Below are 14719 nucleotides of genomic sequence, written 5' to 3'. Positions count from 1 at the left end.
ATGAAGATCGCCAACGAGTTCACCGTCAACGCACCCGTCGAGCGGGCCTGGGAGGTGCTGACCGACCTCGAACAGGTCGTCCCGCTCATGCCGGGCGCACAAATGGTGGGCTGGGAAGGAGACGACTTCCTCGGCAAGCTGAAGGTCAAAGTCGGCCCGGTGATCAGCGAATTCAGCGGGAAGGCGAATTTCGTCGAGCGCGACGAACACGACCATCGAGCCGTCATCAACGGCCGCGGCCGGGATTCTCGCGGATCCGGAAACGCCGCGGCGATCATCACCACGCGGTTACGTGAAGACGGCGACAGGACCCGTGTCAGTGTGGACACAGATCTCAAGATCGTCGGCAAGCTCGCGCAATTCGGCAGCGGGATGTTGCAGCAGGTGTCCGAGAAGATGATCGGTGAATTCGTCGCATCACTGGAAGCGAAACTGGCGGAGGGCGATTCGGCTGCGGTCGAGCCAATGGCCGAGGCGGAGAGCCGAGCACCGCGGCTACAGCCTGTCGCGCAACCCGAGCAGGCGCCGCTGGACCTCGGAAATCTCGTCAGGTCGGCGTTGCTCGAGAAGTACGTGCCCGCGATCGCGTTCGCGCTCGCGGCCTTGATCGGAATCATTGTGGTACTCAGGCGAATACGCGGCAGACGATGACGCGAGCGGTCCTGCTGCGTGGCGTCGATCTGGCCGCCTTCGCCGTCGCGGTCGTCGCGCGGCTGCGGCGCGGCGGGGTCGCGGTGGCGCCGAGCGGGCCCGCGCTGTACGTGCACGCCTTGCGTCGCATGACGCCGCGATCGCGCACCGAACTCTACTGGGCAACGCGCCTCACGCTCGTCGATCGCATGCAGGATCTCGCCGCCTTCGACGCGGTCTTCGCGACGGTGTTCGCCGACGCGGTACTGGGGACGGACCCGCCGAGCCGAACGCACGGACTGCCGCCCGGACGCGCGACTGCGCCGGGCACGGGTGGTCGCGGGCAGCCTCGGCACGGCGGTGAAGTCCCTTGGGCGACACTGGGATCGGTAGCCGACGCCGACGGATCGACCGACCGGGGCGCCGCGCTGCCCGACGTGCTGCCGAGCCGATTCGCGGCGCGAGCACAGGAACCGTTCGCCCGCTTCGATCCGGACGATCTGCGCACCATCGGCACCTGGCTGGAACAGGCGGCGGCGCTCTGGCCCCAGCGCAGTAGCAGGCGCTACGAAAGCCATCCGCACGGCAAGCGGATCGACTTCCGCGCGACGATGAACAACTCTCGCCGCACCGGCTGGGAGTCGGCGGTGCTCGTCCGTACCCGTCCCCGGCGTCGACGCCGCCGAATCGTCTTGATCTGCGACGTCAGCCGGTCGATGCAGCCGTACGCGACGATCTACCTGCATCTGATGCGGGCCGCGATGCTGCGCCGCTCCCCCGATCGGCCCGAGGTCTTCGCCTTCTCCACCTCGCTGACCAGGCTGACCTCGGTGCTGGCGCACCGCTCCCCCGATGTCGCGGTGGCGCGGGCCAACGACAAGGTTGTCGACCGCTACGGCGGCACGCACATCGGCCGATGCCTCGGCGCGCTGCTCGCGACGCCGTCCGGTGACGCGGTGCGCGGCGCCGTCGTCGTCATCGCCTCGGACGGCTGGGACAGCGACACCCCCGATGTTCTCGCCCGCGCGATGGCCCGGATCCGACGCCGTGCATGGCGGGTCATCTGGCTCAATCCCCGCGCGGGCAATCCTCGATTCGAGCCGACCACCGGTGCGATGGCGGCGGCCCTGCCGTTCTGCGACATCATGATGCCCGCGCACACGCTGGAAGGTATCGAGGCATTCGTGCGAGCTCTGGCGTCGTCGGTGGGGCCGGTCAGGCGGTGACCAGGTCCATGCGCAGGAACTCGGTGATGCGCAACAGCTTCGGTGGACGCGCCACCGAATCGGGCCAGGCTTGGTACGCCTCCTCAACCCCCACCAAACGCGGGGCGGCGAGATCGATCTCCGTGCCGTCGACCCGGAGCCGCGCGCTGCCCGCCGCCAAAATATTGCGCACCCAGTCCGAGCTCGATCCGTACACCGGAACGAACAGGTAGCCGCCGTCGACGGGATGCGCGTCGAGCGGCGTGCGGTAGGTCGTGCCGGAGACTCGGCCGACGTGAATCAGTACGGGCCGCTTCCCTCCGGCGATCGCGGGAGGATTGAACACCCGCTTGTTGATGTGCACCCACCACCTCGGCATCGGCATCGGTGATCTCCTTCTCTCGCCACGTGAGGGCATATCCAGGTCGTCCCGCCGAGATCGGCAGCTGCTGCAACCCGGGAAACTTACACCTGTAAGGCTGACTTACACCTGTAAGCTTGTCAACACCTTCGCACCCTGGAGACGTCATGCCCGCACGCCAACCCCTCACCAGAGATCGCGTTCTCGACGCCGCGATCCGGGTCGCCGATCGCGGTGGGGCGGAGGCCATTTCGATGCGACGGGTAGCCAGGGAACTGGGCGTGGAGGCGATGTCGCTCTACAACCACGTACCGAACAAGGACGCGCTCCTCGACGGCGTCGTCGACGCGGTGTTCGCGGCGATCGAGCTACCCGACATCGAGTGCGCCGAGTGGCGCGAAGCGATCCGGACGCGTTCGTACTCCGCGCGCACGGTCTTGTCACGACACAGCTGGGCTCTCGGTCTCATCGATTCGCGCAGAAATCCGGGACCGGCGACGTTGCGCCATCACAACGCGGTTCTCGGAGTCCTGCGGGAGGCGGGGTTCTCGCTGCCGATGGCCGCGCACGCCGTCTCGCTCATCGACAGCTATGTCAGCGGGTACGTCCTCCAGGAGGCGAACCTGCCGGTGCGGACTCCGGCCGATATGGCGGAAGTCGCGGGCAACCTTCTCGACCACCTGCCGACCCAGGAGTTGCCCTACCTGACGGAAATGATCGTCGACCACGCCCTGCAACCCGGCTACGACCACACGGGCGAGTTCGGCTTCGGGCTGGAGCTGATACTGGACGCGCTCGAAGCGCGCCGCGGAACGCACGCATCGGCGCCTTCGAGAGCGTGATAGTCGTCAGATCCGCGCGGGACGCGCGCCGCGGCGCCGTGGGCGCATCTGGTACAGGCGATACCAAGCCAGCGTGAGGAAGACGATCCCGAGGGCGGCGACGACTCCCATGTCGACAAGCCACGTTCCGATGCTGTGTTTCCACAGCGGATCGGCCGCGCCCTCGTGCGGCGAGAGTGTGTCGAGGTCGAGGGTGGAGGCTCCCGCGGCGTATCCCCACCGCGACGGCGAAATGTAGGACAGCTGCTCCAGGACGGGTGTGCCGGGCAGTCGCACCAGCCCGCCGGTGAGCACCAGTTGCGCCATCGACAGCACGATCAGCAGCGGCAATGTCTTCTCGGAGGTGTTGACCGAAACCGACACCAGCAAGCCCAATGCCAGCGAGGTGATACCGAGCAGCGCCATCGCCAGAATCAGCTCCACCAAGACCGAGGTGAACAGCCCCTTGGGCGGCATGTCCACGCCGATGGTGCCGATCAAGACCAACACCACCGCCTGGATGGTGGTGATCACCCCGAGCACCAGCATCTTCGACATCAGATAGACACCGGCCGACAAGCCTGCCGCCCGTTCTCTGCCGTAGATCGTCTGCTCCTTGACGATCTCGCGAATCGAGTTGCCGGTGCCGACGAAGCACGCGGCGAACATCAGGATCATGAGCTTGGTCGGTGCGTCCGTGTTGGTTCCCGGCGCCCCGGCGAAACCCTGGCCCGGCGGCACCGCGGCGATCAAGCCGCCGAGCAGCACGGGCATCACACCGAGAAGCGCCAGATAGCTTCGGTCCGAGGCGATGACGGCCAGATACCGACGGCACAACGTGCTGAGCTGGCTGAGCTTGGACTGCGGCGCGGGCGGCGGCTCCGGTGGGCGCACCTCCGGGGGGCCGACCTCGTCGGTCAGTCCGACCGCCACGTACTGCTGGAAATACGGCGAATCACGGAACTCGCCCGCCCAGTCGCGCTCGGCCTCGCGTTCGAACGCCTGGAACACCTCGGCCCAGCTGCGCTGCCCGAAGTGCCGCAACCCGTCCGCGGGCGGACCGTAGTACGCCAGCCGACCGCCGGGCACCAGGACGAGCAGGCGGTCGCAGGCATCGAGATTCGCCACGCTGTGCGTCACCACGATGACGGTCCGCCCATCGTGCGCCAGCTCGGACAGCATCTCCATGACCGTCTTGTCCAGGCCGGGGTCGAGGCCGGAGGTCGGTTCGTCGAGGAACAGCAGCGATGGCTTGGTCAGCAATTCCAGCGCCACGTTCACCCGTTTGCGCTGTCCTCCCGAGAGCCGATCGATGCGGGTGTCGGCGTGCCGCGCCAGGCCGAGTTCCTCGAGGACCTCGTCGACCCGCTGCTCGCGCTCCTCGCGGCGGGTGTCGCCGGGGAAGCGCAGTTCGGCCGCGTAGAGCAGGGCGCGCCGGGTCTGCAGTTGGTTGTGCAGGATGTCTTCCTGTGGGACCAGGCCGATCCGGTGCCGGAGCTCGTCGTAGTTGGTGTACAGGTCGCGTCCGTCGTAGCGCACCGTGCCTTCTGTGGCCGGTCGCAACCCGGTGACCGCGCCGAGGAGCGTCGACTTGCCCGCTCCGCTGGGTCCGATGACGCCGACGAGCGAGCGATGCGGGATGGGGAAGCTCACCCCGTCGAGAATTACTTTGCCCTCACCTGTCCGCACGATGAGGTTCTGCACCGAGACCGAGACGTCACCGGTGTCGACGTACTCGCGCAGTTCGTCGCCGACCAGGCGGGCCGTGGTGTGCCCCATGCTGATCAGATCGGATTCGGAGAGGTCGGCGGCGTCGACCCGGGAACCGTTGACGTAGGTGCCGTTGTGGCTGCCGAGGTCGACGATCCGGTACTTGCCGTCGCCGATCGTCCGCAACTCGGCGTGATGGCGGGAGACCATGAGGTCGGACACGACGATGTCGTTGTCGGCGGCGCGGCCGATCCGCAGCGGGCTCGAGGTGATCTTCACGACCGAGCTGGGGTCGGCGGACGGAGCCAAGGGTCGCGCGATCGCCCGCTCGCCCGTCACGAACTTGGTGACCGTCGCTTCGTCGTCGAGCTGGTAGCCGGGATCGGGGACGATCATCGTGTCTCCGCCGGGGCCGCCATCGGTCTCGTGGCCGGGTGGCGCTTCCACCGAGCAGGTCAACAGCTCGCCGTCCCTGGCGTGGCCGAGCTGGAACGTCTCGTCTCGGTCGATCACCATGCGCTCGACGCGTTTACCGTCGAAATAGATACCGTTGCGGCTGCCGGCGTCCTCGATTTCCCACCCGTTCGATCCGCGTTCCAGAACCGCGTGCACCGCGGATACTCGGGGATCGGTCACCACGATGTCGGCTGCGGGATCGCGGCCGACGTTGTAGTGGCCACCGGCGCGTAGCCGATAGACGCGTTCCCTCGTCTGCACCACAAGAACCGGCGCCTCGGGGAATTCCGTGGAGGACGGTTCATCCGCCATAACGGGAGTATACGACCGTGGCGCACCGCGCCCGCGATTGTCGGCCACCGCCGTCCGATTCGAAGCCGCCGCACGTCACCGGCCACAATAAAAGTAGAAAATCACGGTGTGAGTACGCAATTCGATCTCGATACGAAACCGGATGCGCGGAATGGACACCGAATGTTATCCAATTCCACGGTCTGTGCGGAGATGTTGAGGTCTGATCACGATTTGTCGCCGGGCGCCTGAAGCAGCCGTGTTTGCAGTGCCAGATACAGCAACGCCGTGTCGGCGGGAACCGCGAAGTCCGTGCCGGTGAGTCGCTCGATTCGCTTGAGGCGATGCAGGACTGTATTGCGGTGCAGGTGCAGCCGCTCCCCGACCGCCGACGTGGAGCCGCCGAGTTCGTACCAGGCCAGGGCGGTCCGGACGAGAGCATCGGTGTCGTCGGGATGGAGCCGGTCGAACGCGGCGAGCGCGTCCGAGAGAACGTCCGCGGCGAGTCCGGGATTCGCCGCGATCAGCGCACGCGCCGGGGACGAGGCATAGGTGTGGACTCCGGTGTCCGCCTCGCTCAGGCATCGGAAGGCGAGACGTGCTTGGTCGAGTGCGGTGGGCGTGGCCACGAGGTCGGTGAACGGCTTGCTCGCACCGGCTCGCGTCCGCACGGTGTCCAGCGCGCGGTGCAGCGTGGCAGGCGAGACCGCGGCAGCAAGGGTGACTCGGTCCTCGGCGAGACGGGTGCGCACGGTGGTGACCCCGGTCGCGGCCAGGCGCATGTCGCCGACCACGACGACGAACGTGGCTCCGGCGGGCAGGCGCATCCTGCTGCCCAGGTCCGCACGCTGCGTCGGCGGGAAGCTCGGATCCAGCAGCGCCCGCAGCAACCGTTGATCGGGTTGTTCGGTCCCCGCGACCACTACACGCCGGTAGGCGTCGGCCGCCGCGACGGAATACTCGTCGACGGTGGCCCACATCAGCGTGGACAGCTGAGGTAGCGCGGGACGGTCGTCGTGATCGGCGCGTTCGACGATGATGTCCCAGAACGCCAAGCCCGCGAGGCGGAAGGCGTGCAGCAAACTGTCCAGTGGTATGCCACGCTCGGCCTTGAGGCGTCCGGCTCCGCGAGCGGGATCGAGCGAATACGGCTCTCCGCCAAGGGCATCGAGCAGTGCCGCGAGGCTGTCGGCAACGAGGACGGCCAATTCGTGATGATCGAGTGCGGCGTCGCCATAGTCCCCGTCGTCGTTTTCGATTCTGGCGGTGACCATTTCGGCGATCGCGGCGAGATCCGCGCGCAGCTCGCGAAGGAGGCGCGGGCGCTCGGCGTGCGTGTTCTGGGTCACTGCGGTCAACCTAGCGCCCGTTGTGCGTGCGCACAACGGAGACGTTCGAAGAGGAGGCGCGCGCCCGTCGCCACGACGGACGGCTCCCCGCGACACTGAAGTCCCTGAGTCGTCACAGCGTCCAGAGTGACTCGCGCAGAACACCTCTCAGGTCACATCGACGAAAACGACTGCTACTGCGATCGGAGTTGGCCCCCATGACCACTGCCACGCGCGAATTGTTCGAGCGCTACCACGCGTGCTGGGCGGACCGCGACCCGGACCGAATCATCGAACTCCACACCGCCGACTCGGTATTCCACCTGCACTCGGGCCAGGAACCCGCCCGAGGCCGCGCCGCCATCCGCGAGGCCGCGGCGGGAACCTTCGCCCTGGTTCCCGACCTGACCTTCCAGCTGATCTCCTTGCGCGTCGGAGACGATTTCTGGGTGGTCCAATGGCAGCTGACCGGAACCTCGGCCGCCGGCAATCGCGTGTGCGTCGACCTCGCGGACTATGTCCTCGTCGAGGACGGTGCCGTCAAGGAGAAGCACTCCTACGTCGACGGGGTCGCCATGCAGGCCGCGCTCACGCCGCAGTCCAGCTGACTAATCGGGCCACACGGGTGGGCGCTTCGCCAGGAAGGCGGCCATCCCTTCGCGGGCGCCGGGTACTTGGGCGGCGGCGGCCATGACTTCGAGGGCGAGGGCGTAGGCGTCTGCTTCGGGGCGGTCGAGTTGGGCGTAGAGGGTGCGTTTGCCGAGCGCCTTGCTGGCCCGGCTGCCCCGGGTCGCGCGGGCGAGCAGCTCGTCCACGGCCGTGTCCAGCTCGGCGTCCGGCACCGCGCGGTTGATCAGGCCCCACTGTTCGGCGGTGCGGGCGTCGATCGGGTCGCCGGTGAGGGCCAGTTCCATCAGCCGTTTGCGGCCGACCGAGCGAGCCACCGGCACCGCGGGAGTGTGGCAGAACCAGCCGCCCTTGCCGCCGGGCAGCGCGAAACCGGCCGATTCGGCGGCGACGGCCAGATCGCAGGAGGCCACCAGCTGGCAGCCCGCGGCCGTGGCCAGACCGTGCACCCGGGCGATCACTACTTGCGGCACCGACTGGATGGTCGACATGAGCTCGGTGCACAGCGTGAGCAGTTCCCGCACGCCGAGCAGGTCGCGGGCGGCGACATCGGCGAAATCGTGTCCGGCGGAGAACACCGGACCCTGTGCCCCGAGCACGATCCCGGTGGCGTCGGTTTCGCCTGCGGCCCGGAACGAGGCCAGCAGTTCGGCCAGATGCTCGCCCGACAGCGCGTTGCGCCGGTCCGGCCGGTTCATGGTGATGCGCACCGTGTCGCCGTCCCGCGCGACCAGCACGTGCCGATACTCCAAGGCGGTCATATCTCCACCGTAGAGCTCCATGAGGCACCGGCACGAGTCTTGTTTCAGCCGCGGTGCGGCCCAGGGTCGTTCGGACGCGGTCCCGTCGCGGGATTGTTCCACGAAGTGGGTGCGTCGGGTCCTGCCGTGTCGGCCGCGCGGCGCTGCCTGTCCGCTTCGGCGGCTCTGGCATCGACCTCGCGTCGCGCGAAAGCGATATCGCGTGGGCTCCGCACCGACAACCGGCCGAGCGAGGTCGCGGCGAAGAACAGGATCAGCGCACCGAGACCGTAGAAGTAGGTCAGTTGCAGCGCCGCGCGCTTCCAGTCGGACGTGGCGACCGGATCACCGACATTCCCGATTCCCAGCGGGTCAGCCAGTAGCGGCCCGATGACGAACCAGAACCCGGCCGCCACTCCCAGCCACGCGCCGAAGCTCGCCACCAGACGGTTGCGGCTCACCAACATGAGCAGTCCGCCGATGACCGCGGCGGCACCGGGCAGTACTTCGAGCCACCCGCGCGCCGCGGTCCACACCCACGGCTCGTCCGGAGTGAAGGCGAAATCGAAGTACGGCCCGAGGAATGGGATGAGCGCACCCCAGACGCCCAGCAGGAGTACCGCGAGCCCGCCGGCGGCGCCCCGGCTACGCGGAATTCGGAGCGGGCGGCCGCGATCGGCGGGAACATTGGCATCGGTGTCCCTCATGACGCCTCCATTCGTCGAGGTAGGTGCTTAGACCGCCTACCCCGTGTGCACCGCGATACGCACGAACGCCGCGGGCGGGTCCGCAGCCGCCGCGTGCCCGGACCCGCGTCGAGGTCCACGACAACCGGCTACGACGCCGCGCGTTCTAGCCGCCGAATCCCACCAGGGCGGCGGCGAGGTCCGGGACCTCCAGCACCTCCAGTGCTTGCTGACGGACGTCGGGGCAGGTCTGCGTGGTGACCGTGTCGACGATCGTCTTGTCCTGAACGACGTCGTCGGTCAGCTCGTTGCGGGCCGCCCAGTTCTGCACCGTTGCGTTGAAAGTGGTCTTGGCGATCGTCGAACCCTGGTCACGCCAGTTGTCGAGTTCGGGCTCGATCATGTCGCACAACTGCTGACTTGCCTCGGAGCTGATCTCGGCACCGTTCGTAGGCGAGGTCGCCGGGGTGGTAGTCGGCTGTGTCGTGGTCATGGGCAGTGTGGTCATGGGGGTGGTGGTGTCTTGCGCGGCGTCGTCGCCGTTGTCGCCGCAGCCGGTGAGGACGATGCTCGCGGCCACTGTCCCGGCGACGAGAACGGAGCGGGTAATTCGACTCCGGTTTGCGATCATGTCATCTCCTTCTGGTCGAGTCGTAGGTCTCCCGATCGGGAACCCAGGGGAACACCGTTCAGCATTGGATGCTCGAGCGTTGGCCATCTCTGACAACTCGGATTCTGTGACACGACTTCGTCGACATCGTGTACCCGGCCTGGGACTCGGCGCGCTCGAGACAAGTGGATCGCGGGATTGAAAAGCCGAGCCGTTCGACCGGATGCGAGGCAGTTCATCGGAATTGTGCCGGGCAAGCGGGCAACTCGTAGCGCATTCCGGAGATTTCTCGTGGAGATCCCGTGGTGGTAACAATCGTTGGTGACCGGGTGCAAAGCTGCTAAATTTGCCGAGATTCGCCGTCGACATGCCCGTTTCTACGACCTCGAACGTTAGGGAGAGGCAGGACGATGAAGGCGTTCGTCATGAAGGAGATCGGGTCGGTGGGGTTCACCGAGAAACCCGTCCCGGAGCCCGGCCCATTCGACGCCGTCGTGCGGACCACCACGGCCCTCATTTGCACTTCCGACTCGCATACCGTCCAGGGCGGCATCGGTCCACGCGAGAACCTGACCTTGGGTCACGAGGCCGTGGGCGTCGTGCACGCGGTCGGCAGCGAGGTGCGGCACATTCGTCCGAACGACCGCGTCCTTGCGGGTGCGATCACCCCGGATTGGGGCGATGCGGCCGCGCAGAACGGGTTCCCCTCGCAATCGGGTGGACCGCTCGGCGGCTTCAAATTCGCGAACTCCAAGGATGGCGTCTTCGCCGAGTACTTTCACGTCAACGATGCCGACGCCAATCTCGCCGTCATCCCGGACGGTATTCCGGACGAGTGGGCGGTGTACTGCTCCGACATGCTGTCCACCGGATTCATGGGCGCGGAGAAGGGCAACATCCCGATCGGGGGCACCGTGGCGGTCCTGGCTCAGGGGCCGGTCGGCTTGATGTCGACGGCGGGAGCGAAATTGCGTGGCGCCGGTCTGATCATCGGCGTGGAGTCGGTACCGGCGCGTCAAGCGTTGGCACGCCGATACGGTGCAGGCGAGATCATCGATTTCACGAGCGAGGACGTCGTCGAGCGGGTGCTCGAACTGACCGGCGGCGAGGGCGTCGACACCGCGATCGAAGCGCTCGGCGCCGACGTCACGTTCCAGACCGCGGTGAAGATCACCAAGCCGGGCGGAACGATCTCCAACGTCGGATATTTCGGCGACGGAGAATTCGTCCGAATCCCCCGGGTGGAATGGGGAGTCGGCATGGCGGACAAGACGATCGCGACCGGACTGTGTCCGGGCGGGCGGCTCCGTATGGAGCGTCTGCTGCGCATCCTGGAGTCCGGCCAGGTCGATCCGACGCCGATGACGACACACGAATTCGCTTTCGACGACATGGAGCAGGCGTTCGAGGTGTCGGACAAGAAACTCGACGACGTCGTGAAGGTGCTGATTCGTTTCGGCTGAGCAGGCCACTCCACCTTCTTCTGGGGAAGAGCTGAGATGTACGATCCCGATCCACCATTCAGGCCGATTCGCCGCCGAGACGGGTACCTCCCGCTCGAGGACTACGGACTGATCGGAGACGGCGCGACGGCCGCTCTCGCCGGCGTGGACGGCACTATTCCTTGGCTGTGCATTCCCAGGTTCGACGCGGAGCCACTGTTCTGCGGACTGCTCGATCACGCGCGCGGCGGATCGTTCACCGTCGCCCCGGCGAACGTGCTCGAAGGCCGTCAGCGGTATCAACCCGACACCGGCGTCCTGGAAACCGAGATGCGCTGTGCCACCGGCGTCGTCCGGCTGACCGATGCGATGGCTGTGCGCTCCGGCGCCGACCTGCGCGACGACGCTCCGGCCAACCGCGCCGAACTCGTTCGCTCCGCGATCGTCGTCGACGGACACGTCCGGGTGAACGTGGATGTCGCACCGCGCGGCGGTGGCGAGGTCAGGCCGGTGTTCAGCGGTCTCGAGATCCGCGCGAAATCGCAACCGGGCCTGCGCCTGCATCTGCGCGGCAACCGGCCGCTGACCGGCCTGCACAGCACCTACGACCTGGAACAGGGAGAACGGCTGGACCTGGTGCTGTCCTGGGGACGGTTCCATCGCCACCATCGGTTCGACGCCTCGTCGATGCTGCACGACACCGCGAGCGCCTGGCGATTCTGGTTGACGGGCTGCAGCTACGACGGTCCGCGAGAACCTCTGGTCCGGCGCGCCGCGATCACCCTCAAACTGTGCGACCACTGGGTCAACGGCTCCGTCGTCGCCGCACCCACCTCCTCGCTCCCCGCGCCGATCGGCGGCGTCCGCAACTGGGACTACCGCTATGTCTGGATTCGCGACGCGTCCTACGCCGTATATGCCTTGCGGCGCATCGGCTTTCACGGTGAGGCCGACGCATTCCTCGGATGGGTTCTCGACGCGTTCGAACGCAGCGACGGACTTCGCATCATGTACGACATCGACGGCGACCCCGTGCCCGACGAGACCGAGGCCGCCGATCTGGAAGGCTACCGGCGCTCGGCTCCCGTCCGCTGGGGTAACGGGGCCGCCGACCAACGCCAGCACGACCTCTATGGCGAGATTCTCGACTGCGCCGACCAGTGGCTGCGCTCCGGCGGGGAGATTCAGCCAGACCTGTGGCCGAGCCTGGCTCGCTTGGCGGATGCGGCCGGTCGATCATGGGAGGAACCGGATCAAGGCATTTGGGAAGTGCGCAGCGATGGCCGCGCGTTCACCTATAGTGCCGCACTCTGCGAGGTCGCGCTGGACCGAGCCGCGTCGATCGGCGAACGCTTCCGGCTGCCCGGTCCCGTCGGCACCTGGCGGGCCACCGCCGCGCACATCCGCGAATCCATCCTGAAACGCGCCTGGGACGAACGCGCGCAGACGCTCAGCGCACATCTCGACGGCGGCGGCGCCCTGGATGCCAGCCTCCTGGCGTTGCCACTCAGGCATGTCGTCCCCGCCGGCCACCCGCGCATGGTCGCGACGACCGCGGCCGTGGCCGATCGCCTCGGCGCCGGAAACGGATTGCTGTATCGATACCTGCACGACGAATCACCTGACGGTCTACCGGGAACCGAGGGCGCCTTCGTCCTGTGCAGCTTCTGGCTGGTCGACAACCTGACCATGCAAGGGCGCATCGAGGAAGCCGAGCAGCTCTACGACTCACTGTGCGACCGCGCAAGCACACTGGGCCTGTTCTCCGAACAGATCGATCCCTCCACCGGTGCGTTCATGGGCAACTTCCCTCAGGCGTTCAGCCACATCGGCGTCATCGCCAGTGGTGTGAACCTCGCACGCGCGAAGGCGGACCGACGATGATCCAACGACTCGTCATCTTCGGCGGCACAGGCGATCTGACCGGACGCTATCTCCTGCCGGGCCTGGCCGCATTGCACGAGGCCGGCGAGCTCGATACGAGTTTCGAGCTCGTCTGCGCGGATCTGAAAGATTGGGACGACAAGCAGTTCCGGGCGTGGGTCGCCGATCAACTCGACCAGCATGCGGCGAATGCGGCAGGCGTGAGCAGACGAGCGATCACCGCCGCCGCACGATACCGGCGAGCCGACATCCAGAATCCGCTCGAGGTGGCCGAGGCGATCGCCGGTGGCGGTCCGGTGGCTGTCTACCTGGCGCTGGCTCCCGCGTTGTTCCCCATGGCGATCCGAACGCTGCATGACGCGCACCTGCCCGACGGCAGCCGGATCGTGCTCGAGAAACCGTTCGGCGTCGACCTCGCCAGCGCCGAGACCCTCAATCAACTGCTGGCGGATCTGGTACCGGAACAGGCAGTCTTCCGGGTGGACCACTTCCTCGCCATGACGACCGTGCAGAACCTTCTCGGCAGCAGGCTGGCCAATCGCGTCCTCGAATCCCTGTGGAACAGTGCGCATATCGCCAAGGTCGAGATCACCTGGGACGAGACGCTCACGGTCGAGGGCAGGGCCGGGTACTACGACAATGTCGGGGCGCTCGAGGACATGGTGCAGAACCATCTCCTGCAATTGCTCTGCCTGGTGGCCATGGAGCCGCCGATCTCGGTGTCCGAACGGGATCTGCGCGACCGCAAGCTCGACGTGCTGCGGTCGATTCGTCCCCTCACCGACGACGAGATACCGCACCGCACCCGGCGGGCCCGCTACAGCGCGGGCACGATCGGCGATCGCAGTGTCCCGTCCTATGTCGACGAGCCCGGCGTCGACCCGCAACGGTGCACCGAGACTTTCGCCGAAATAGAACTGGCACTCGACAATTGGCGATGGTCGGGAACGTCCTTCGTGCTGCGCACCGGTAAAGCCCTCGGCGCCGACCGCAAGGAGGTCGCGGTCCACTTTCGTCCCGTCCCCCACTTGCCCTTCGGTCACGATGGATCGACCGCGCCGAACATCCTGCGCTTCACGCTCGACCCCGAAAGCCTCACCCTCGCTCTCACGGTCGTGGGGCCCACCGCGGGGACCCTGGTCCCGCTCACCATGACCGCACCGATTCAACCGCCGGAATTTCCCGCCTACGGACGGCTCCTGCTGGACGTCCTGACCGGAAACCCGGCCCTGTCCATCCGCGGCGACGAAGCCGAACAGGCGTGGCGGGTCGTCACTCCGATCATCTCCGCCTGGTCCCGCGACCTGGTGCCTCTCGACCACTACCCGGCGGGCTCGGTCGTCCCGCCCCGCGCCCGCCGCCGATGAATCCGTCGGACCATCCCCCGCCGTGCGTCGTCGTCATGGGTGTTTCCGGAACCGGGAAGACGACGATCGCTCGCCTCCTGGCGAGCAGACTCGGCATCCCCTTCGCCGACGCGGACGATTTCCACCCGCCTGCCAACATCGCCAAAATGTCCTCGGGCGCCCCGCTGGACGACGCCGATCGCGAACCCTGGCTCACCGAGGTCGGCCGGTGGCTGCGCGACCGATACACCGCGGGCACCGGCGGCGTGGTCGCCTGCTCGGCGCTCAAACGGCGCTACCGCGACATACTCCACGCCTCGGCCCCGCCGGTGTTCTTCCTGCTCCTGACCGCCGACCGCGAACAACTGATCGAGCGGATGACGAAGCGCGGCGATCACTACATGCCCCTGTCCCTGCTCGATTCCCAACTGGACGCACTCGAACCACTGCAACCCACCGAACAGGGCGCCGTCCTCTCGGCCGATCGAGCGCCCGAGGACATCGCCGAGGCGGCGGTCGCGCTTTTCCGAAAAGCCGCTGGCGCACCGGGAGCCGGATAACTCCAAGTCCTGACGGCGACTT

Annotated in this window: 14 protein-coding genes; 8 read left to right on the top strand and 6 right to left on the bottom strand. The window is 67.2% G+C overall.

Annotated features, from left to right (window positions below; all coding sequences use genetic code 11):
• Together CRP45_RS04930 and CRP45_RS04925 are read left to right on the top strand one after the other, a co-directional pair.
• The gene (locus CRP45_RS04930) at positions 1-651 is read left to right on the top strand and encodes an SRPBCC family protein (RefSeq protein ID WP_097243970.1); all 651 of its coding nucleotides are present in this window, start codon (positions 1-3) and stop codon (positions 649-651) included.
• Positions 648-1856: a vWA domain-containing protein gene (locus CRP45_RS04925; protein WP_097243969.1), complete on the top strand. Its 1209-nt coding sequence runs from the start codon at positions 648-650 to the stop codon at positions 1854-1856. Before CRP45_RS04930 ends, CRP45_RS04925 begins: the two co-directional genes overlap by 4 nt.
• Here CRP45_RS04925 and CRP45_RS04920 read toward each other — a convergent pair.
• Entirely contained in the window at positions 1846-2220 is a 375-nt protein-coding gene (locus CRP45_RS04920; RefSeq protein ID WP_097243968.1) for a nitroreductase family deazaflavin-dependent oxidoreductase, read from the bottom strand. The two genes, CRP45_RS04925 and CRP45_RS04920, sit on opposite strands and share 11 nt — an antisense overlap.
• A gap of 143 nt (positions 2221-2363) precedes the next feature.
• Here CRP45_RS04920 and CRP45_RS04915 point away from each other — a divergent pair, with 143 nt between their 5' ends.
• Positions 2364-3038 (top strand): TetR/AcrR family transcriptional regulator, encoded by a 675-nt coding sequence (locus CRP45_RS04915; RefSeq protein WP_097243967.1) that lies wholly within the window; start codon positions 2364-2366, stop codon positions 3036-3038.
• 6 nt (positions 3039-3044) lie between these two features.
• On the opposite strand, the gene CRP45_RS04910 is transcribed toward CRP45_RS04915, so the two are convergent.
• Both CRP45_RS04910 and CRP45_RS04905 read right to left on the bottom strand, forming a co-directional pair.
• The gene (locus CRP45_RS04910) at positions 3045-5495 is read right to left on the bottom strand and encodes an FHA domain-containing protein (RefSeq protein ID WP_097243966.1); all 2451 of its coding nucleotides are present in this window, start codon (positions 5493-5495) and stop codon (positions 3045-3047) included.
• Between the two features lie 206 nt (positions 5496-5701).
• Positions 5702-6823 carry a PucR family transcriptional regulator gene (locus CRP45_RS04905; RefSeq protein ID WP_097243965.1) on the bottom strand — a complete coding sequence of 374 codons (1122 nt, stop codon included), beginning with the start codon at positions 6821-6823 and terminating at the stop codon, positions 5702-5704.
• A gap of 197 nt (positions 6824-7020) precedes the next feature.
• Here CRP45_RS04905 and CRP45_RS04900 point away from each other — a divergent pair, with 197 nt between their 5' ends.
• Entirely contained in the window at positions 7021-7410 is a 390-nt protein-coding gene (locus CRP45_RS04900; protein WP_097243964.1) for a nuclear transport factor 2 family protein, read from the top strand.
• On the opposite strand, the gene CRP45_RS04895 is transcribed toward CRP45_RS04900, so the two are convergent.
• From CRP45_RS04895 to CRP45_RS04885, 3 genes are all read right to left on the bottom strand, one after another.
• Positions 7411-8190, bottom strand: coding sequence for an enoyl-CoA hydratase-related protein (locus CRP45_RS04895; RefSeq protein ID WP_097244570.1), 780 nt, complete (start codon positions 8188-8190; stop codon positions 7411-7413).
• A 44-nt stretch (positions 8191-8234) separates the two neighbouring features.
• On the bottom strand, positions 8235-8876 hold the full coding sequence (locus CRP45_RS04890) for a hypothetical protein (RefSeq protein WP_097243963.1): 642 nt from the start codon (positions 8874-8876) through the stop codon (positions 8235-8237).
• 145 nt (positions 8877-9021) lie between these two features.
• Entirely contained in the window at positions 9022-9486 is a 465-nt protein-coding gene (locus tag CRP45_RS04885) for a hypothetical protein (protein WP_245909902.1), read from the bottom strand.
• A 404-nt stretch (positions 9487-9890) separates the two neighbouring features.
• On the opposite strand from CRP45_RS04885, the gene CRP45_RS04880 reads away from it, so the two are divergent.
• The 4 genes from CRP45_RS04880 to CRP45_RS04865 are packed head-to-tail and all read left to right on the top strand — an operon-like array spanning position 9891 to position 14697.
• On the top strand, positions 9891-10928 hold the full coding sequence (locus CRP45_RS04880) for an NAD(P)-dependent alcohol dehydrogenase (RefSeq protein WP_245909900.1): 1038 nt from the start codon (positions 9891-9893) through the stop codon (positions 10926-10928).
• Positions 10929-10964: 36 nt separating this feature from the next.
• On the top strand, positions 10965-12791 hold the full coding sequence (locus CRP45_RS04875; protein WP_097243962.1) for a glycoside hydrolase family 15 protein: 1827 nt from the start codon (positions 10965-10967) through the stop codon (positions 12789-12791).
• Complete coding sequence (locus CRP45_RS04870; protein WP_097243961.1) at positions 12788-14158, top strand: glucose-6-phosphate dehydrogenase; 1371 nt, start codon at positions 12788-12790, stop codon at positions 14156-14158. The genes CRP45_RS04875 and CRP45_RS04870 overlap by 4 nt, the downstream gene beginning before the upstream one ends.
• Before the next feature lie 35 nt (positions 14159-14193).
• Positions 14194-14697, top strand: coding sequence for a gluconokinase (locus CRP45_RS04865; RefSeq protein WP_218841077.1), 504 nt, complete (start codon positions 14194-14196; stop codon positions 14695-14697).
• Positions 14698-14719 lie beyond the last annotated feature (22 nt).

The organism is Nocardia amikacinitolerans (assembly GCF_900215415.1).
In the GTDB taxonomy this organism is placed as follows: domain Bacteria; phylum Actinomycetota; class Actinomycetes; order Mycobacteriales; family Mycobacteriaceae; genus Nocardia; species Nocardia amikacinitolerans.
This window is presented reverse-complemented; position numbering and strand designations above follow the sequence as displayed.